This window comes from Pasteuria ramosa, assembly GCF_056496785.1.
Genome location: NZ_CP143099.1, coordinates 544,012 through 566,437, shown reverse-complemented (window position 1 = coordinate 566,437; position 22,426 = coordinate 544,012). Strand labels below are relative to the sequence as shown.

At 31.3% G+C, this 22,426-nt stretch carries 14 protein-coding genes; 6 read left to right on the top strand and 8 right to left on the bottom strand.

Annotated features, from left to right (window positions below; genetic code table 11):
• Positions 1 to 1,778: 1,778 nt before the first annotated feature.
• Together VS182_RS02540 and VS182_RS02535 are read left to right on the top strand one after the other, a co-directional pair.
• Entirely contained in the window at positions 1,779 to 2,534 is a 756-nt protein-coding gene (locus VS182_RS02540) for a hypothetical protein (protein ID WP_479492706.1), read from the top strand.
• Between the two features lie 1,262 nt (positions 2,535 to 3,796).
• On the top strand, positions 3,797 to 4,705 hold the full coding sequence (locus tag VS182_RS02535) for a hypothetical protein (protein ID WP_479492705.1): 909 nt from the start codon (positions 3,797 to 3,799) through the stop codon (positions 4,703 to 4,705).
• Positions 4,706 to 5,062: 357 nt separating this feature from the next.
• On the opposite strand, the gene VS182_RS02530 is transcribed toward VS182_RS02535, so the two are convergent.
• Positions 5,063 to 6,334: an IS701 family transposase gene (locus VS182_RS02530; RefSeq protein WP_479488904.1), complete on the bottom strand. Its 1,272-nt coding sequence runs from the start codon at positions 6,332 to 6,334 to the stop codon at positions 5,063 to 5,065.
• A gap of 194 nt (positions 6,335 to 6,528) precedes the next feature.
• On the opposite strand from VS182_RS02530, the gene VS182_RS02525 reads away from it, so the two are divergent.
• On the top strand, positions 6,529 to 7,293 hold the full coding sequence (locus tag VS182_RS02525; protein WP_479492704.1) for a hypothetical protein: 765 nt from the start codon (positions 6,529 to 6,531) through the stop codon (positions 7,291 to 7,293).
• A 596-nt stretch (positions 7,294 to 7,889) separates the two neighbouring features.
• A complete protein-coding gene (locus tag VS182_RS02520; protein ID WP_479484941.1) occupies positions 7,890 to 8,651 on the top strand; it encodes a hypothetical protein in 762 nt (253 codons plus the stop codon).
• Positions 8,652 to 9,758: 1,107 nt separating this feature from the next.
• On the opposite strand, the gene sufB is transcribed toward VS182_RS02520, so the two are convergent.
• The 5 genes from sufB to sufC all read right to left on the bottom strand — a co-directional run bounded on the left by sufB (position 9,759) and on the right by sufC (position 15,165).
• Positions 9,759 to 11,189 carry a Fe-S cluster assembly protein SufB gene (gene sufB / locus VS182_RS02515; RefSeq protein WP_479484940.1) on the bottom strand — a complete coding sequence of 477 codons (1,431 nt, stop codon included), beginning with the start codon at positions 11,187 to 11,189 and terminating at the stop codon, positions 9,759 to 9,761.
• A 44-nt stretch (positions 11,190 to 11,233) separates the two neighbouring features.
• Positions 11,234 to 11,668, bottom strand: a complete 435-nt coding sequence (sufU, locus tag VS182_RS02510; RefSeq protein WP_479484939.1) for a Fe-S cluster assembly sulfur transfer protein SufU — start codon at positions 11,666 to 11,668, stop codon at positions 11,234 to 11,236.
• 172 nt (positions 11,669 to 11,840) lie between these two features.
• A complete protein-coding gene (locus VS182_RS02505) occupies positions 11,841 to 13,088 on the bottom strand; it encodes a SufS family cysteine desulfurase (RefSeq protein WP_479484938.1) in 1,248 nt (415 codons plus the stop codon).
• Entirely contained in the window at positions 13,085 to 14,353 is a 1,269-nt protein-coding gene (locus VS182_RS02500; RefSeq protein WP_479484937.1) for a SufD family Fe-S cluster assembly protein, read from the bottom strand. Before VS182_RS02500 ends, VS182_RS02505 begins: the two co-directional genes overlap by 4 nt.
• Before the next feature lie 38 nt (positions 14,354 to 14,391).
• Positions 14,392 to 15,165 (bottom strand): Fe-S cluster assembly ATPase SufC, encoded by a 774-nt coding sequence (sufC, locus tag VS182_RS02495; protein WP_479484936.1) that lies wholly within the window; start codon positions 15,163 to 15,165, stop codon positions 14,392 to 14,394.
• Positions 15,166 to 15,407: 242 nt separating this feature from the next.
• Between sufC and VS182_RS02490 the strand changes: the two genes are divergently transcribed.
• Positions 15,408 to 17,072: a hypothetical protein gene (locus VS182_RS02490; RefSeq protein ID WP_479484935.1), complete on the top strand. Its 1,665-nt coding sequence runs from the start codon at positions 15,408 to 15,410 to the stop codon at positions 17,070 to 17,072.
• A gap of 71 nt (positions 17,073 to 17,143) precedes the next feature.
• Here VS182_RS02490 and ligA read toward each other — a convergent pair whose 3' ends face one another.
• Together ligA and VS182_RS02480 are read right to left on the bottom strand one after the other, a co-directional pair.
• Positions 17,144 to 19,132 (bottom strand): NAD-dependent DNA ligase LigA, encoded by a 1,989-nt coding sequence (gene ligA, locus VS182_RS02485; RefSeq protein ID WP_479484934.1) that lies wholly within the window; start codon positions 19,130 to 19,132, stop codon positions 17,144 to 17,146.
• Positions 19,133 to 19,171: 39 nt separating this feature from the next.
• A complete protein-coding gene (locus tag VS182_RS02480; protein WP_479484933.1) occupies positions 19,172 to 21,349 on the bottom strand; it encodes an ATP-dependent helicase in 2,178 nt (725 codons plus the stop codon).
• Positions 21,350 to 21,965: 616 nt separating this feature from the next.
• Here VS182_RS02480 and VS182_RS02475 point away from each other — a divergent pair.
• Complete coding sequence (locus VS182_RS02475; RefSeq protein ID WP_479488836.1) at positions 21,966 to 22,397, top strand: Fur family transcriptional regulator; 432 nt, start codon at positions 21,966 to 21,968, stop codon at positions 22,395 to 22,397.
• The last annotated feature ends 29 nt before the right edge of the window (positions 22,398 to 22,426 follow it).

Genomic DNA, 22,426 nt, shown 5'->3' with positions numbered 1-22,426 from the left:
TAACTCCGGGAAATTATATAATAGATTACTCTTTAGTCAGTAAATCTTGAGAAGTAGTCGAAGAAATTGATATAACAGCAGCAGTACTTACATTAGGAGGATCACCTATTCTAGGAAGCTTTATTTATACCTCATCTCCCACCCCGGATGATAACGATAGCTACTTACGTATGTCAAACGAAATACTGATAAGTGTAGATAATACTTCCGCTCTACAACTTCTACCTAAATTAAAACCCTTTGAATTCACAGTACCAGCAGGAATGATATCAGAATTAATACCCAATAACACAAATATAGCTACTATGTCGATTAGGAAAATTAGTTAGAAAATGCACTCAATCCAACAGAAAGACATTTTTAATAAAAATAATGAAATATTATGACAATTATCAATGGGGTGCCAAGGACTTAATAAAGCAGTAAAAGATGTTGATCATAAAAAGATTATCAGGCAAGATAAGAAGAAAAATAAACCTTAATTTCTAATCATTGATGATATAGTAAAAAGACAAATACATTGTCATCAGCTCAATATGATATACAAAACACAGGTTAACATTATTCTTCATTATATAAAAAAAGTTTATGATCATGCTGTTGTTCCAACTTATCTGCGTATGGATGATTTGAGATATCTACTTTATATAGAAAAATATTTCTCTAGAAAAAAAGCAAATAGGAAAATAGCGCTAAGAATTATTTTACAATCCACAACTTCACTTTAATGAATATACAGAAATGAATATACAGAAGATAAAATAGGTTTAAGCACACAATCGAATGAAGCAAAAAATAATATACTTTTATTATAACTGATTTTAATTTAATAATAAATTTTTTGATTTAATTTTTTGATTTAAATAAAACTCAAACTAATATATGTAGGTTTAAAATATATATTATTAGGATAAAAAAACAATCACATATCATATCAAATTATTAAAAGTCACATGATAAATTGTCACAAGCTAATATACCCAAAATTACTCTAGTAATTAAAGTTAATAGAGCAGCTATAGAGATAGATCTTAGATAAATTTTATAATATCATATCAAGCTTTATGTATAATAACATTAATATAAACTAAATACAATCTAAATACTAATTTATGAAGCAACTGAACGATAAAAAGGCCCAATATTAAAAACTTGTATATCTTTTATATCGTTAAAAATATATTTGTGATAAAAGTAATATATTTAATCCAGTTAGATTGACTAACGTAAACAAAATAATTTTTTCAAATTTTTGATCTATATCTTAATATTATTTTTGCAAAAAATCTAATAAATTCTCTTGAAGTTAAAAGTTTCTAGCTAACAACTGAAAGGCTATAGCTTATAGATTAAGCTCTGAAATTTAATATATTCTAAAATGATTTCAAATTTTTGGGAATTAAAATGTTTAAATGAATCGAAAAGCCGTAAATGCTTGCACGGTTTGGGGGGGGGCAAAACGCTACCTCATATTATTAATATCAAAGATAAATGACGAGACGTTATTGCATAAATTAATTTATAATTTTATTATATATGTAATTATAAAAAAACTAAAACGTTTAATCAAATAAGATTGCTTCCATTTCCTAAATTCATAAAATGGCTTTGAAATAATGTGTATAAATATACGATAATTTATATGTGAAATTTTAAAATCAAAATACTAAGCACTTCTATCATTGTTTAAATTTATAAATTAAGCAAAAAGTGATTTATAAATTATTTTAGAAAATAAAAATTATGAAATACATACAGAATTAGGAAATAATATTAAAATGCTATATGAATACCTTGAAAAAGGCGATTGCTGCCAAACAATTGGTTGTAATTGTCGATGCTATAAAAATAAATGTGGCTGTATCATATGCTGTGGACCAAAAGGTAATACAGGACCAATAGGTCCTATGGGAGCAAGTATTACAGGCACTACAGGTGTAACTGGAGATACAGGTGCAACCGGAGATATAGGTCCTACAGGTGTTAGTATTACAGGTCCTACAGGCGCTAGTATTACAGGTCCTACAGGAGATACAGGTTTAAATTATACAGGATCACAAGGTTCGCAAGGTTCAAAATATATTTATACAGCTGCCTCTTTTAGCTTTCTAGCTCAAAATGGTAATTATTCGCTTAGCCAAGGTCAACCTGTCCCTTTAAGGACATTAGAAAATATAGGTTACAACATCTCACTTGCAAATAACAATACAATAAACTTAACCCCAGGCTCATATATCGTTGACTATTCTGTAAGCGGTGATGTATTTGGACCACCTAATATTATAGCAGCCGAATTATTACTTAACGGCACACCTATTAATGGAAGTTTTATATGGGCAGCTTCAGACACAAGTAATAATCCTTTTGATAATTTACGAATAAGTAATAAAATATTAGTTAACATAACACAAAACTCAACATTACAGATGGTACCTCGCATATCAGGGCTAACCATCTATCCCGGAGAATTAGCCCCATCATTAACCAGTAATAGCGCATCAATGGCGAATATTACGCTTACACAAATAGCGTAATCTGCACTTATAGATAATGCAATTTTCATATGGATCATATAATTATTTTCTATTTAATATCCAATCATTAATTCTTTCTATAATTGTAAAACAATAAGGACATAATTTTTTAAAAAAAAGATAATTCGTATTTTCCATTAAACCTATATACTTATATTATTGAAATCAATTAAATTATATTTATAAATGATAATCCAAAAAACCTAAACTTTAGGTTTTTTACCTTATTTACCCTTTTTGATTTATCCTTTTATTTATCCTTTTTAAAGTGTATTTGCAGATTTAATACCTGGAACTTTTCCAAAAACCGGTGCAAAAAAGTTTAAGAACCTAATCCAATGTACTAAAAACTATGGTAACGCCGGCTTTTGTATTTGAATTTCATAAATAATGTTAAAAAATATAAAATATAAAATATAAAATATATTGTAATTTTAACTAAAAAAATATCATATTAAGGGATAAAAAGATTTGCCATCGATTTATTTTTTTAGAATCAAGAGAAAAATATTTGCAATATATATTTATAATGAAAAAATTATCTTATATATACTATGATGTTCAAGTTTTGCTATTAATAATTCTAAAAATCCTAATAATATGTTAAAATATATAATTTTTTATTAGGCAAGTTACCAAAAACTAATACGGTAGCTCAAATCTAATCATTAAGATTGTATTGTAATTTGAAGAATAATTAGCTATTAATTATTCTTCAAATTATTATTATTCAAATTATTAATTATTATTGAAATAAGATATATAAATCAAATATATCTCAAATTCATTACTAAAATAAAAAATATATAATGAAAAAAAGATAAAAGAATCTTACTTTTAATACAAAATATAATAAACAATCATGCTGAACAAAAAAATTAATCATAAATTTAAACATATATGATCAAATAATGACAAGTATGCAAATTAATTTATCAAAAACTAAATAATAATTATTAATTTATAAATAAATAATAATTAAATAGATCGAATAATGCTAACAATAATAAAGGTTACGATAAGTAGGAGCATCATATCTATCTCAGTTGTATTTTGATTTATTTTAACTATAATATCAATCTAATAATAGCTACCTACATATTAAAAAAAAGATTAGTGTCCGTTAAAAATATACATAGATTATTTCTTCTTTTTAACCATACAATCTGACGTTATAAGTAATATCTTAGAATATAAACCTAATTTAAAACATATGAAAATTTATATATTAGAAACAAGTTCATTATTGGAGACAAAAATATATGCATTATAATCAAGATCCGAATAACTCATACCCTTATGACTCATACCCTTATGACTCATACCCTTATGACTCATACCCTTATGACTCATACCCTTATGACTTAGATCCTTATGACTTAGATCCTTATGACTCATACCCTTATGACTTAGATCCTTATCTAATAAATGAATATGTATTAGATCATCATTGTAGAAAAAGAAGAAAAAAAAGATGCTGTAAAATTAGATACAGAAAAGGAAAACCAGGACCTACCGGTCCTACAGGTCCTGATGGTACAGGTCAAAATGGTGCAATTGGTCCGACTGGTACTACTGGTACTACTGGTACAACTGGTGATACAGCAACAAATGTTACAGGTCCGACGGGTGACCTTGTACTTACCGGTGATACAGGTCCAACTGGTGATACAGGTCCGACTGGTGATACAGGTCCGACTGGTGCAACGGCTTCTGTGCCTAATTCGGCTGGTACTTTTAGCTTCATACCTACGCAACCTACCACTTTACCTGTAGATCAACCTGTAACATTTAATTATCAAACCGTAAACGGTAGCGATATAGTTTTATCGTCAGCAAATACCGTAACATTAGCACCTGGAAATTATATGGTAGACTACTCTGTTACCGGCAATTCATCGGATGCGAATAATATAACAGCAGCCGTTCTTACATTAGGAGGATCACCTATTCTAGGTAGCTTTATTTATGCCTCAGCACCAATACCTGCGAATAACGATAGTAATTTACGCATCTCAAATGAAATACTAGTTAACGTAACTCAGAACTCCATTTTACAACTTGTACCTAAGTTGTCACCCCTTATATTCACAGTACCGTCAGGTGCTATATCAGAATTAATACCTAATAATACGAATATAGCCACAATGTCTATACATAGGGTTAATTAATTAAAAAATCTTAACCAAACATAAAATCAAAATTATGAATAAACATATATTAAAATCAATATTTAAAAAACAGATAATAAGCTGTACTTGCCAAAAAAAATAGGCCATAATTTTTGATTTTCAAAAATTAACTTAAAAAGTTTATTATAATCTAAGTTTGAACATTATTTGTTTATACAAAAGATCGTTTTTATTTTTAGAGTAATTTAGCATCCTTATGTTTAATTACTCTAAAAAGAGAATTTATATATTTGTATTTTTATAATAAATTTAATTATATTTATAAATGGTCAAAAACCAAATCTAGCTTTTTTAGTTTTTTTACCATATCTATCCTTTTTAATTGTATTTGCAGATTTAGGCTACCTCTTTAAATTGATAACAGTAGGACCTTAGTGCTGCTCTTAATCCTTTTTTGGCACGTGATAAAATAAGCTTCACAGATATATGCGTAGGAACATCTAAATATGATATTACCTCTTTAAGGGATGAAATTAATATATCAATCATATCTTCTATTCGATCAGCTTCTTTTTTAGCCTGATATTTACGTAATCCCTTTAGGAGATTACCATTACCTGTATGTATACAATACATTGCTACAAACATTTGTAAAATTAAGTATCTATCTAAAGATTTGCTGGATCTGACTTGGTATCCTTGTAAAGCAAGATAATTTTTAGCTGTTCTAAAATAGGTTTCGATTTCCCATCTTTTCGAATAATAATTTAGAATTTCTTCATTACTTAGCTCCATATCTGTGCAAATAAAAGCTTTTGCTTTAGATATATCTTGACCTTCCTTAAGACAAATAAGGACAACTGCATTGTCAATAAAATTAAGATTACCTTCATATCTATAAACACGATACTTTTGTTTTTTAATGGTAACAACTTTTGTATCTTTATTTTTTATAAAATTTAAAAACATTTTTATTTGATTTTTAATGCCTAAAGGACAAATAACAATATCGATTCTTAATGCACCTATAAAATGAAATCCTTTTTTTAAGCTTGTTTCGATGATCTTTTTTGAAATATACCAAGAATCTACACAAACATATGCTTTGTGATCTGGCTCAGGAGCACTAGATATGATATCGCAAGCAGTATCCATTTTATTACTTTCTGTTTTATTAGCACGTTTAACTTCTATAGGATAGCTTAAACCATCTGTATGTAACATAGCTTGAACAATAGAATGACCATATACACTTCTTTTATCTAGATTAGAATAATGATAACCCGCTGCTTGCATAGGGTGTTCAGCTAATGATGATGGCTTTGTCTTATGGCATACTGTATCGTCAATTATAAGAAAGTAAGGTTTATTTTTTCTCTTAGCTTGATGGATAACTTCTTCATAAGAAACATTTTTAATGGCGTCACTAAGTATTTTTTCATCCCATTTTGAATTAGTCATCATATGGCTTATCGTTTGTCGGCACCTGTTATAAAAGCTTTTTTTATGAATATCTGACAAAGTTCCGTTAAAGTTTTGTGACAACATACCATCAATAATTTGCAAAATATGATTAAAAACAGATGAAGTAAATTGGGATATTAACCCCAATTTACGAAAAAATTTGACCAAATGAGATTTATTTGTTAACCTACAATTAATAGACATTCGCTATCCCCCTGTTGTGTGTTTGCTTAACACTTACATTCTACACAGGTGATAGAGGAATGTCTATTTTTGTTTGTAAAATATTAAAATGTAATATATTGTAAACTTTGGAAATATAATAAAATTTTATTATTTTTATTAATAATTTACATTTTTTTGCTTTTTTTGCATGTACAGAATAAGGACATAAAATTATGAGCAAAAATTTTCTTGAATCATCATCTTATAATTGCTCTCCAAAAAAATCCTGTTGTCGTTGTTATAAGAACGAATATGGTTGTATCATTTGCTGTGGCACAAGAGGTAGTCAAGGCACTACAGGACCTACAGGATCCAGTATTATCGGCAACACTGGACCAATAGGAAATACAGGAAACATAGGTCCGAAAGGCCCAACAGGGATTGTTATTACAGGCCCACCAGGCATAAGTATAAAAGGACCTAAAGGTCCTCAAGGATCTAATCTTGTAGAAGCTCCATCAGGACCAAGTGGCAATATGTTCACTTATGCAGCTGCATCTTTTAGCTTTATGGCTACAAACACCAGCTCCACTATTTATCAAAATCAACCTATACCTTTAACAACTATTAATAACATAGGCAACAATATATCATTAAGAAACACTAATATTAATTTACTTCCAGGCTCATATATAGTTGACTATTCTCTAGCAGGTGATACCTATCCTCCAAATGTACTAGCTATAGAATTATTATTGAATAGCGCATCTGTTTTAGGTAGTTTTATCTGGGCAGCTGCAGGATTAACGAATGACCCTCCGTATGATACTCTAGATAATGCCAGAATTAGCAATAAAATACTTCTCAATATAGTTTCGCAATCCACACTTCAAATGATATCACGCATAAGTAATTTAGTAGTTATATCAGGATCTGCAGATATATTAATTAGTAACAACGTATCTTTAGCCAATATTTCTTTTACACAAATCGCATGAATAACAAATTCGCAATTTTATTTCAATAATATTTAAAATAAAAACTTTATTAAAAAATGACTTGTATATATTTTTTTAATACATAATAAATACTAATGTCATAATTATACTAATAAAGTTTAGACACAAATCCTAACATATTTCTTAATAAAGAAAACCAACACATATATTTAAATTTAATTTGATTTAATCTAAAATTTCACATAATCTACCATCCAGATTGATCTAATAGAATTTAATTTCTTATTAAATATAAAAAAAGAAAAATTAAAAATATAAGTAAAAACAATAAAAAAATAATCTTAGTTTTGAATAATTTAATAATTGAATAAAATTTAAAAAACATTTATTATCATAGCTTTCAGGTTATTCTATAATATTCTTAAACTTTCTATTAGATTAGTGTGAAAAAAAGCTCAATATATAAAAAAATTCAATCCTCATTCACTAAACATGATATACAAGCAATGGATCATCTGAATTCTATAGTTAGATATATATTTAATAATTATGATTTAATTTATTCATCAGAAATTAAATCATAATTATTAAATTGAGATAAATATATTTTATAAAAAATAATTCAAAGGAAAAATATGAATCACAAGCCACAAAAATCATCATCTTATATTGCTAATTGCTCTCCAAAAAAATCCTGTTGTCATTGTTATAAGAACGCATATGGTTGTATCATTTGCTGTGGCCCAAGAGGTAGTAAAGGCACTACCGGACCTACAGGGTCCAGTATTATCGGTAACACTGGACCAATAGGAAATACCGGAAACACAGGTCCGACAGGCCCAATAGGCATAAGTATAAAAGGACCTACAGGCATAAGTATAAAAGGACCTACAGGTCCTCAAGGATCTAATCTTGTAGAAGCTCCATCCGGACCAAGTGGTAATAAGTTCACTTATGCAGCTGCATCTTTTGGATTTATCACAAAAAGCAATCTATATTCGCTGGAGGTAAATCAACCCATACCTTTAACAAAATTACAAAATATCGGTTACAATATTTCTTTAAAAGGTAGTAATACAATTAACCTAACACAAGGTTCATACATTGTTGATTATTCTATATCAGGCGATTCTTTAGTCCCGTCAAATGTTATTGCAGCAGAGTTATTATTAAATGGAACAGCTCTGCTAGGTAGCTTTATATGGGCAGCTGCCGGTTCATATCCGGCTTCTATTGATAATTCAAGATTAAGCAACAAGATACTTATAAATACAAAAACAAATGCCACGCTTCAAATAATCCCCCGCATAACCGGTTTGATCATAACAGGTGGTGTGCCATCTTTAACAGCTAATTCCACCACATTAGCTAATATTACAATTACACAAATTGCATGAATATAAAATTATAGCTAAATCAATCGTTTAAATATATTAATATCTTACTGCAATTACTTAAAAAACAACAACTTTAAATCATTAATTAAAATTATACAACATTTATGGTATTTAATTTTTATATAATTAGATAAATAATATAATTAATATTATTCTCCATAAATATAATATATTGCAAAATTCGGAAACACAATAATATTTTATTATTTTTATTAAAAATTTACATTTTGTTGCTTTTTTTTGCATATACAGAACTATACTACTATTTTATTAACTGTACTACTATTAATATTAAACTTTTTAGCAATTTTTCTATGAGTAAACACGAATAAAAAATTATAAAAAAAAACAGAAATGCTTGATTTTAGGCGTAAAGTATAGTCAGTCTACCAACTTTTGCGTGTGTTTTTAAATCATATTTTCTAATACTTTCTACTATAAGTAAAAAGGTTCTTTGTATAAACACCTACAGCAGAAATAAAGCTAGCTTCGTTTAATGATGCTATTTTTGTATACTCCATATTTAAATATCTGTTTTTAACAATAAGTCATAATTATTGCCTCTTTTCTTTTTTGTTTTATTTGTTTTTTATGTGCTTTTCTTGTTAAATTTTATCTTAATATATATCGACAAAAAACAAAATAACACAACACCATTCAATCATAGTGTTGTGTTATTTTGTTAATAAATATATTATATTTCTTAACAAAATATATTAAATATCTTTTTATATAATTAAATATTTTAATATGAATTAAAAAATATAAATAATAGATATTTTCTTGAATATAATTAATTATATTAATAAATTCGAAAAACATATATTTAAAATTTAGGAATAAAAATAAAGCGCAATAAGCGCTGAGTTATTTATTTTAAATAATGAAAAAATTTAATATTTTTAACTAAAGGATCAAAATATATATAATATTATTTTTTTATGAAAAATTATAATCCTAATTAACATAAAATAAATAATGAGCTAATGTCTATAAAAAAGCAAATTAAAATAAAAAAAAATAATGAAATAATGTAAAAATAATTAAATATAAACTTGGGAAATAAAATCCCCAGGGTCAAATAACGACCCTTTTATTTAGCATGATCTAACCTATAGATCCTTCCATTTCCATACGAATAAGGCGATTCATTTCTACGGCATATTCCATAGGTAATTCCTTAGTAAAAGGTTCAATAAAGCCCATGATAATCATTTGTGTTGCTTCATGATCACTTAATCCACGGCTCATAAGGTAAAATAGTTGTTCTTCACTAACTTTAGATACTGTTGCTTCATGTTCTAAAATAATATCATCTGTATTCAGTTCATTATAAGGGATGGTGTCAGAAACAGATATATCATCTAAAAGCAAAGTATCGCATTTTATATTAGCTTTACCACCATATGCTTTTTTATTAAAACGTACCAATCCACGATAAGTAACCTTACCACCCTGCTTGCTAATAGATTTTGAAACAATCGTAGATGTACAATGAGGTGCCAAAGCAACTACTTTAGCTCCAGCATCTTGGTGCTGGCCCTTACCTGCTACTGCAATCGATAAGATATCACCTTTAGCATGCGGTCCTGTCATGATAATAGCTGGATATTTCATCGTCAAGCGGGAACCGATATTACCATCTACCCATTCCATATGGGCCGCTTCTTCAGCAATAGCTCTTTTGGTCACCAAATTATAAACATTCGAAGACCAATTCTGAATCGTCGTGTACCGACAACGTGCATTTTTTTTCACAATAATCTCTACAACAGCACTATGCAGTGAATTTGTCGTGTACGTTGGTGCTGTACATCCTTCGATATAATGCACAAAACTATCTTCATCCACAATGATAAGTGTACGTTCAAATTGACCCATATTTTCAGCATTAATCCGAAAATAAGCTTGTAGAGGTAGTTTGCAATCTACACCTTTAGGTACATAAATAAAACTACCGCCACTCCATACAGCACTGTTTAAAGCAGCAAATTTATTATCTGAAGGCGGAATAACTTTTCCAAAGTATGAACGTAAAAGATCAGGATATTCACGCACAGCAGTATCGGTATCACAAAAAATAACGCCTTGATCACCAAGCTCTTTCTTAATATTATGATAAACAACTTCCGATTCATATTGCGCAGAAACCCCAGCAAAAAACTTGCGTTCTGCCTCAGGAATACCTATTTTATCAAACGTATTTTTGATCTCTTTAGGAACTTCATTCCAATCATTTCCCTGATAATTAGAAGGTTTGGCATAGTAGGTAATATCACTAAAGTCTAATTCATTCAGTTTGCCTGGCAATAAAGAAAACCATTGACTATTTTGGTCAGTAGGTAAAGGCATTTTCTGAAATTGCTCAAATGATTTTAAACGAAAATCTAACATCCATTGCGGTTCTTTTTTTAATTTAGAAATAGTTTCAACAATTTCAACCGTTAATCCTTTACCTGACCGATAAACAGAAATATCCTTTTCCTTAAAACCATACTTATAATCATTATCTTCTCTATAATCCAATAGATCGCCCATACTATTCCCCCCCATATATAATCATGATATACAAAAAGGTTGCATCATCTTCCATCCCCATCTTGTGATAAGGATTTCTCCAGCGCTTGCCAAGATAGCATGGCACATTTTATACGCACAGGAAATTTTTGCACCCCGGACAAAACCTGAATATCTTCACATGGAAATTGGGAAATATCGACATTGTTACCACTCATCCACGATGAAAATAAACGACTCATTTCATCAACTTCATTTAAAGTCTTACCTTTAATCGCATCTATCATAAGTGAAGCTGAAGCCATACTAATAGCACAACCGTCACCCAAAAATTTAGCATCTTTAATCAAATCATTTTCTACATGCAAAGACAAACAAATTTTATCCCCACAAATAGGATTATTAAGCGTGATAGAAAATGTAACATTATCTACACAACCTCGGTGCTTTTTAGACTGTGCATATTCCATCAGCACACGCTTATATAAATCTTCTAACATTTAAGAGTTTACCTACCCTCCGATATATAAAATATATATATTATTTAGATTATTATAGGGATAAAAAATTCTTTTATTGCTTTCCGGTTTATTTAATTGTTGATTTTTAATTTCTTTTTTATTACCTTCTGATTTGCTTTTTCATTTTGTTTATTGTTGCTTTTTCATTTTGTTATCTTTTAGCAAAAAAATGTTTAACTTTTAATATTGAATCTATTAATGCATCTATATCAGTCTTATCATTATACAGATAAAAGCTAGCTCTAACTGTAGAGGACAAGCCAAACATTTTCATAAGTGGTTGACAACAATGATGTCCCGCTCTAATCATAATACCTGAACTATCTAAATGCGTTGCAACATCATGAGCATGTACACCATCGATATTAAAAGTCACGACACCTAGTCTGTTTTCTTGAGTACCATAAATTGTTATACCCGGTATATCTTGTAGCCGATGGATTGCCTGCTTAACAAGGTCACGATCATGTTTTTCGATATTGGATAAGCCGAGCTGATTTAAATAATCAATAGCCGCTGCTAATCCAATCGCACCTGAAATAATTGGTGTACCTGCTTCTAAACGGGCAGGCAGATCGCGAAAAGTAGCAGTAAATAAGTCAACTTCCGAGATCATATCTCCACCATATTCAAAAGGCTCTACTGTACGAAGAATATCAGCACGCCCATAACAAACACCAATGCCTGTTGGACCACACATCTTATGTCCGGAAAAGGTTAAGAAATCGACATCTAAATCTTGTACATCAACTTTCATATGCGGGATACTTTGTGCCGCATCAACCACTAAAACAGCACCATAACGGTGGACGAGTTGGGCAAGTTCCTTAATGGGATTTAAAAAACCTGTTACATTTGACAAATGATTGATAGTTACAATACGCAAATGCTTGTTTTGTGATTTTAATTTATCCAAAGCTATTTCAACATCAGCTAAATTTAAACTACCATCATCTTGTAACGGTAAATAAAACAATTGCGCACCTGTTTTTTTCGCTACAAATTGCCAAGGTACTAAATTGCTGTGATGTTCAGCCATAGTTAATGCGATAACATCATCTGACTTAAGCCGTGGTAAAGCATAACTATAAGCAAGCATATTTAAAGCAGAGGTAGCACCTCTGGTAAAAATAACTTCGTAAGAATGAGCTGCATTAATAAAATTGCGCACTTTTTCCCTAGCTAAACAATATGCTTCTGTAGCTTTATATCCCAATCCATAAATACCACGATTAACATTAGCATTTGATTTTTCATAAAAATCTTTCAAACTATCGATTACAACTTGTGGTTTCTGTGAAGTAGCAGCACTATCCAGATAACGTAAGCGTTTCCCATCATCATCAACTAAATTATTAAGTAAGGGAAAATCACTTAAAGAGAATGGCGTCAAACTCATACAAAGACACCCTTTATAAATTGGTCATTAATTAAAGAACGCAAATCAACCCAAGATACTTCTGAAACAATTTCCATTAAAAACGCTTTTATTAACATTTTTTCAGCTTTGCTCTCCGGAATACCTCTTGCTAAAAAATAATAAAGTTGCATTGGATCAATCTTACCTACACTAGCAGCATGCCCAGCCATAACATCATTTTCATCGATTAGTAATATCGGATTAGCATCACCACGCGCTTTTGGACTAAGCATAAGCAAACGTGTTGTCTGTCGGCCATCAGCGCCTTTAGCACCATTATTAATTTTTGTGATGTTATTCACAATATTAGACGATTCATCACAAACAACAATCCTCGTATGAAGATTACTCTTTGTATTCTGCGCCAAATGATCAGCTTGGATTGAAAAACAAACATCCGATGTTCCTGTACCAATACCTAAAGTTTTCACATTTGTCTTACTACCAGGTTCTGCTAAATAATCTGTCGTTTCCGAAACAATCTTGCCTTTCAAAGACTCAGAAATTATCCATGTCAATTCACTATCTTTACCTAAGTAAGCACGTCGTTGAAAAGTGCCCACCTTACGAATAACAGCTTGATCAAAAACAGATAGACGAACTTGAGCATTTTGTGCTAAATGAACATCAAGTAAGCTGTGTAATGTATCAGCAGAACCAACATTCATAATAGAGATATCTGCACAAACATTGTCTTTGGCAACAACTAAAATATATGGAAAAGAACCAACATGTGCATCTAAATTAAGCGTAATTTGTAAAGGGGTATCTAAATTGGTGCCTGAAGGAAGATAAATAAGTGCAATACCTGTATAAAGTGCTTGATGAACAGCAAATAGTTTGTTTTTCATAACAAATTTTTCAGAAAAAACATACTTATGCATAAGATCACGCTTAGAAATTAAAGCATCTTCCCAAGACAAGATAAAAGGTTGATCATTTTGCAAATTTATTTTACTATGATCAATCACTTGATCTCCATCAAAAACTAGATGCATAGCATTAGGTAAAGTCCACTTATGCAAAAAAGCATTAGATAAAGATTTGCGGTCATAACCCTTATCTAAATCACGATTGATATCAAATAAATTCCATGATCCCATATCAACACGTTCTACCTTAGGTAAGGGCAAGCCAGAAATTTTTGACCAAGCTTGTTTTCTTTGATCTTTTAACTTAGCTGATTCCTTATTATGGCGCATTCTATCCTCAAAAAAATATTCATCCATAAAATTAGACTGCATTTTCAGATCTCCCCCTAAAGATTTTAACAGATACGATCCTAAACTAAGGTTTCATCTGCAATGCCTAATTCCGACTTCAAACCATCGTAACCCTCTTTTTCTAAACGCAGCGCTAATGTTGCATCACCCGATAATACGATACGGCCTTGCATCATGACATGAACAAAATCAGGTTTAATGTAATCCAAAAGTCTCTGATAGTGGGTAATGATCAAAACACCCATGTTGTCATTTTTAACACTATTAACAGCATCTGATACAATATGCATAGCATCTATATCCAAACCTGAATCGATTTCATCTAAAATGGCAATACGAGGTTTTAAAACCAACATCTGCAAAATTTCATTTCTTTTCTTTTCGCCACCAGAAAAACCTTCATTCAAATACCGATGTGCAAACTTAGCATCAATATTTAATTTATCCATGTTTCCTTCTAAAGTTTTAATAAAACTCATCAAAGAAACTTCTTTACCCTCAGGAGCACACGCATTTACCGCCGCGCGAAGAAAATCGGCATTAGTAATACCACTAATTTCACTGGGATATTGCATAGCTAAAAATAAACCTGCGCGTGCACGTTCATCAACAGACATGGCTAATAAATCTTCTCCATCCAATGTTACATTGCCACCATCAACTTCATAACGTGGATGACCCATCAATGCAGCTGCTAATGTACTCTTACCTGTTCCATTAGGGCCCATGATAGCATGTATTTCGCCACCCTTTATCTCTAAATCAAACCCAGAAATAATACCTTTTTGATTAATACTCACTGCTAAATCTTTGATCTTAAGAAGTGGTTTCAAATGACATCACCCTGCCTAAAAAGATTTTAAATACACTTACCAATCAATTATCATTTGATTCTCATTACATTTTAACTTTAACAGCTTAGCCAATGCAAGTTAAAAAACTTAAATATTTTAGTTTTTTATCAAATATTGATTTTGAAATTTGTTTCTCTTTAAAAGATTAATTTAGGATAAAAATAAATAAGTTCATATAAAATCATAAATATGGTTACAAATCATTGGAGGTGTAATAGTTTTTGATTAAAAAAGGACCTATCATAAAATTTAATTACGTAATGCCAGGAAATATAAATTGTCCATCATTAATCCATGATGATGCCGAGATCGCTCATTCAAAAGAAAAAATCAAAATATTTCATAAGATTTTAAACGCCATGAATTTCCAGCCATTAATGCAAAGCTATCTTTCGCTCGTACCACCTCGTATTTTAAATGACGAAAAAAGTGATTTGATACAAACGTTAGTTTCAGCTATGTTACTTTCACCCACAAAACTACCATGGATAAAGATGAATAATGATACATCTAAAAATGAAAATGATTTTTGGACACAAGCTAAAAAAGCTAATTTAGACCATAATATACCAACACATGAAGGTGTCATTTTAGGACTATTAACAAGATTGGGAAAATACGGTTGCCATGAAGCTTTAACAGCACAATTTATCCTTAATCAGGATCGCTTAGGAACAGTACCTTGGCCAGCAGAAAACGATTACGTAACGCTCAAAAGCGATTATTTCCCAATATGGTTAACTGATAATCAAACAGCACTTGACGAATGTCCAAATGCCGAAGATCCTTTTGCTCATTTAATGGCTAGAGGTAGAGGTAAAAGAATAGATATTCATATGATAAGCATGCGTGGCTTCCCTGTAAGCAGCTATATACTAAACAAAAATACTTATCCAAAAAATGCCTTCGCCAGTTTCCGGCGTTGCTTACAAACTCATTCTTTCGAGCCCTCCATCCAAAAACGATGGCATACATTGACAGCAATTATGCCTAAAGGAACATCAGCACCTGATACAAGAACAGCAGCGTCTATCCTAGGTAAAGTAATCTGGGAATTTGAACCTATTGGCAGCTCAGCATTTTTACCAGAATTATTAGACCAAAAAACAAAAGAAATGAATCTATGGATAGATGTACCACTTCGTTCAAACGATGATTTACATCATTGCGTATATGAATTAGGCTGGCATTATTGCCATAGATCAAATTTCCGCATTATAGCAATTAAAGAAAGTGAAAAATCACCTTTAACAGATGAAAATAGCTTTTTAAAAGTACGCTATCTAGCAACAACAATTTCACAAGAATCATTACCAGCAGAAAAAATATGGCAATTATATGACCATGAATGCCGCCCAAAATGTGATTATCGCTTCTTATGGCAGCTAGCTTATCAAATACCTCGTGTATGTTACAAAGGAAAGCAAGAAAAAAGACTCCGCGGCTTGGGCTTGCTATTATTAATAGCCAATCAAGCATATGCTGCCATCAATCGTTTGGCCGTCTTAAAAAAACTAGATATCGCTCAACCAAAAAATGAAAAAGGCCAACTTCTACTACATAAATTAACCCATAAATGGTATGAAGAATTCCTAAAAACCTTAAATGTTGATTTCAAATCATACCCAAAAGAAGGTGAAAAACCATCCATACACTCTTTACCAATAAGACCGTTAGCATACCGCCTAGCACATTCGTGCCATATTAATACAGGGAAAGTTCTACTTCCAGCCCCATTATTACCTAAAGGGCCCGCAATAAATGAATCAATGCCTTGGTTACCCACAAATAAACAAACAGAAGCATTGCTAAACGAAATAGCAAAAGAAGAAAAAATAGAAAAAGAAAAAATAGCAAAAGAAGAAAAAAAAACTACAAACAACTGAACAAAAATCATAATAAATAAATAAATAACAAAATTTATTATAAATTCATCATGGTTTATTGTTTATTAGTCTTATAAGAGAGATAAAAACATTTCCTCAGTTAAAATAGGAATACCTAATTCCTCGGCTTTCTTCCTTTTGCTACCAGATCCTCCACCAGCTATCAACATATGGGTGCTTGAGCTCACACTTGCTGTAACAATAGCACCAAGATCATGTAACTTTCTTTTAGCTTCCTGCCGTGTCATGGAAGTTAAGGTTCCCGTCAGCACAATTTTTTTATTCAACCAAGCACTATGAGATGCGGATTTCTCTACAGAGGTAATTATAATGCCAAACTTTTTTAATTTTATCAGCAATGCTTGAAAAGACTCATTGGAAAAAGTATCTATAATACTGCGCGCTACCTTGTCACCGATATCAGGAATAGAACATAAAACGTCCAAATTAGTTTCTTGTATGGCATCTAAAGTGCCATATCTATGAGCTAAAATCATAGACACACGTTCACCCACATGCCTAATATTTAAAGAATACAAAAAACGACCTAACTCAGGATGCTTACTACTTTCAATACTCTGCATTAATTTTTCAGCAGCTTTTTTACCAAAACGGGGCAATTTCTCTAAATCATCCTGTGATAAGTCATATAAGTCAGCGACATCTTTGACTAAATTATGAGCTAATAACACATCAACGATCTTTTTACCTAACCCCTCAATATTCATCGCTGGCCGAGAAGCAAAATGTACAATCGACTCCTGTAACTGCGCAAAACAGGTCTTAGAAGGACAAAATAAAACAAAAGTCGTTTTATCTAAAATCAATTCATGTGAACACGAAGGACAAAATTGCGGAACATCTATAGTGAATTCAGAGCCTGTCCTTCTATTTTTAATAACTTCAATTATTTCAGGAATAATTTCACCAGCTTTATGCACTTTAACATAGTCACCTAATCGAATATCTTTTTCTCGTATAATTGAAAGATTATGTAAAGTAGCCTTCTGAACCTTCGTATTATTTAGCATTACAGGCTCTAAAACAGCTATCGGCGTCACAATACCTACGCGACCGACACGCCAAATAACTTTTATTAACTTCGTCACTGAACCTTCTGTAGGAAACTTATAAGCCAAAGCCCAACGAGGACTTTTAGCCGTCGTACCCAGTTGCCCCTGTATACTGATATCATCAACTTTGATGACCCCTCCATCAATATCCATGGGCAAATGGCTACGTTGATTAAATAATTCATCTAAATAACAAGTGATCTCAGCCAAATTGTACGCTTTATGCCAATGAGGAATAACCGGCAAATGCAAAGCCGACATATAATTTAAAGCACCACTATGAGTATCTGGCATACCTTCCCCACAATACACAAGCGTATAAAAAGCTATCGCTAATTCCCTCGCCTCGACCAATTGCATATCCAATTGACGCAAAGAACCAGCGGCGGCATTACGTGTATTAGCAAAAGGTAATTCATCTTTTTGTAACCGCTGTTCATTAATACGATTAAAAGCTTCTTTAGGGATATAAACTTCACCCCTAACCTCTAAATCGACAGGTAAAGGTAATCGTAAAGGCAAAGAACGAATCGTTAAAATATTTGGCGTAACTAATTCACCCACTAACCCATTACCACGCGTAGCAGCCGATTTAAGATAACCTTTTTCATACGTTACAGATAAAGCAACGCCATCTATTTTGGCCTCACAAATATAAACTTGATGATCATTAGAACAAACTTTCGTCACTTTATGAATAAAATGCTCTAGATCTTCTTTATTAAATGCATTGCCTAAACTCAGCATAGGAGACTTATGATCTATTTTGGTAAAAAAAGCAGAAGCAACACCTCCTACAAGAAAGCTAGGCGAATCGTGATCATGAAATTGCGGAAACTGTTTTTCCAAACTAATAAGTTCTCGCATATGCTGATCATAGACAGCATCAGAAACATCAGAAACGTCTAAGTTGTAGTAAGCATGATTTTGTTCTTTAAGCCATCTACGCAAAAAACACAGACGATCTTCAGCTGTATTTTTATCCATATTTTTCCTCCAAATCAAAAAGTTGTAAAAGATAAAACATCATTCATGATCATCTAACTTTGTAAGAGGGGCATATGCTAAATGTAACCTCTGCTTACCTATTGGATCTGCAAACTGAATGGTCACTAAATCACCACTAGTATCAACAAAAACAACTTCTCCCTGACCCCATTTATCGTGTTTAAGCTTATCACCAGCTAAAAAAACATTTTTATCTAACATAATCCTTTGTTTGCTCTGGTATTGCCTGATATGAGCATTCTGACCGACAGACATAAGTAAATTCGAAGGTAACTCACCTAAGAAACGCGAAGGCTCTTTTTTAACTATTTCAGCAAAATGCGTCCGTGATTTCGCATGAATAATATGCAAAGATTTTTGTGCTCTAGTCAAAGCAACATAAATTAGACGCCTTTCTTCCCATAGACCTTCTTGAGGATTCTCTAAAAGCGCCCGCATATGCGGTACAGTTTCCTCTTCCATCCCAATCAAAAAAACATTAGGGAATTCTAATCCCTTAGCACTATGAAAAGTCATCAATTGAACCATATCATTAGCAGGATTCTGCTGATCTTCATCTTCCATATCTACATCAGTAATTAAAGCTACATCCGTCAAAAAAGTTGTCAATTTATCTTTTATAGATAGTTGATCACTACCTTGATTGGAAGAAAAATTAGCGACTAAAGAACGAAATTCATCTAAATAGGCCAAACGATCCTCAGCTTTACCCTTGTCTTGTTGTTGCAACCATGTAAGATAACCTGTTTCAGCTAAAATATAATCAATCAACTCAGGTAATTGATAATTATCCATATTAGCTTTAATCTTTTCAATGATACTTACAAAAACAACTAACCCTTTATGCGTGCTGGATTTAGCCATCTCAAAAAGTGATCTTCCTAAAGAAAAAGCAGAAGCCCTCAAACGATCCACCGTAACATTACCCACACCACGTCGAGGAATATTGACAATACGAATAAAGCTTGTATCATCACTAGGTAAAATGAGTAAACGAAGATATGCCAAAATATCTTTTATTTCCTTGCGATCATAAAAACGCATACCTCCAAAAACACGATAAGGAACAAACGACTTCAATAAAGTTTCTTCCATAACACGTGTTTGTGCATTTGTACGACAAAGAATAGCATGATCAGCATATGATTTACCATTTTTATGAGCATCCATAATAACTTTAACAACATACGATGCTTCATCCCATTCATTATAAGCATTGTATAAATAAATCTTATCACCCTCATCATTACTCGTCCAAAGGTTTTTTTTCTCACGTATAGGATTATTTTGAATTAAATGATTTGCTGCTGCTAAAATAACTTTCGTAGAACGATAATTTTGTTCCAAAGCAATTGTTTGTAAATCGGGAAAATCATGGCGCAACTGTGTTATATTACGCGAATCAGCACCACGAAAACTATATATAGATTGGTCAGTGTCGCCCACAACACATATATTCCTGTGTTTAGATACTAGTTTCCTCAACAGTCCATATTGTATATGGTTTGTATCTTGATATTCATCTACATGGACATAATGGAATTTAGAAGCATATTTTGAAGCCACTTCAGGAAATTTATCCATCAAATCTAGCGTTTTCCATAAAAGATCATCAAAGTCTAATGACTGCAAATCACGCATGCGTGTTTCATACCTTTTAAAAAGGTTACCTACTAATTCTTCTTGGACATCCTTAGCCTGCTCGAGCATTTGCGTAGGATTAACCCCTTTATTTTTAGCCATACTTATACGTGAACGAAAAATACGCGGCGGATATTTTTTCGCATCAATATTTTGTTCAAGTGAAATTTCCTTAATCAAAGCATTTTGATCAGCTATATCCATAATGACAAAAGAACGATCATATCCTAAATGGTGAATATCCGAACGCAAAATCCGCGCGCACAAAGAATGAAAAGTATAAATCCAACTATCTTTTCCGCGCTCTTTTAACATCGACCAAATACGTTTACGCATCTCCATAGCCGCTTTATTAGTAAAAGTAATACATAGGATAGACCATGGATCAACCTGCTTCGTACATAAAATATATGCTACGCGCTGTGTCAAAACTCGCGTCTTACCGCTACCAGCACCAGCGACAACCAATAAAGGACCTTCCGTCGTAACTACAGCTTGCCTCTGTTGTTCATTTAACAAATCTAAACTATCCATTAGCTCTTTTGATTTATCCAAACCAATTTACCTCTATTCATTTTGAAGGTATTTTACATAAACAAAGTTAACCCAAAAATTTTTAACTTGTCATCTTAACAATATACTAGCCATAACTTTACCGTATAGCACTAAAAAATTTTTAATTGACGAGTACTCATTTAATTTGTAAAATACAGATATAAAATACAAGATTACAATTGTATATTAAAAATATAATTTTCGGCATAATGTTAACTGTAAATATAATTATCATTAAAATAAAATAAAAAGCCAAAAATATTCCAGGAAAATAACTAAGAAAATATAACTAAAATATGATAAAATCATTACTTTGATAAGATCAAAAACATAGTCATTACAAAGATAAATAAATTTAATATCTCTATTTATTTAATATCTATCTTAGAATATGAATTATTTCATAATTCAACAATGTGATATAAAAAATCAAAATACTAGTATCAAGCTGAAGAAGATTAAGTTTTATGTTTTAATTCAAAATAATTAAAAATGTGATTGAAAATAAAATAAATCAAATTTCGCCACTCTATTGAAAAGATTATAAAACTAAAGTATGAATAATAATACAAAAAAATGCTATATAAAAATCAAACCTAACAATAGGAGGGGGGCTATGGATAAAAAATTATCAGAAATAATATCCAAACTAAAAACCCAAGGCATAAGAATAACGCCCCAAAGACGAGCTATTTTAGAATATCTACTAACCAAAAAAAATCATCCCTCCGCTGATCAAATACATGAATCATTAGCGGTTAAGTTTCCTGGCTTAAGTATAACTACTGTTTATAATAATCTGCGGCAGCTTCAAAAAAAAGGCCTAATTAAAGAACTTAAATATAGTGAATCTAGTCGATTTGATGCTAATATTGATGATCATTATCATATATCATGCCAAAAATGCAATACAATCACCGATTTCCATTATCCATCGTTAAAACATATAGAAACATCAGCAGCTAAAGACTCCAATTATATCATCCGAAATCATCGGCTAGAATTATATGGTGTTTGTCCAAAATGCCAACAAGAAGAGAGAAAATAAAAGCCGAATAAACGGCTTTTTTAAGCTAT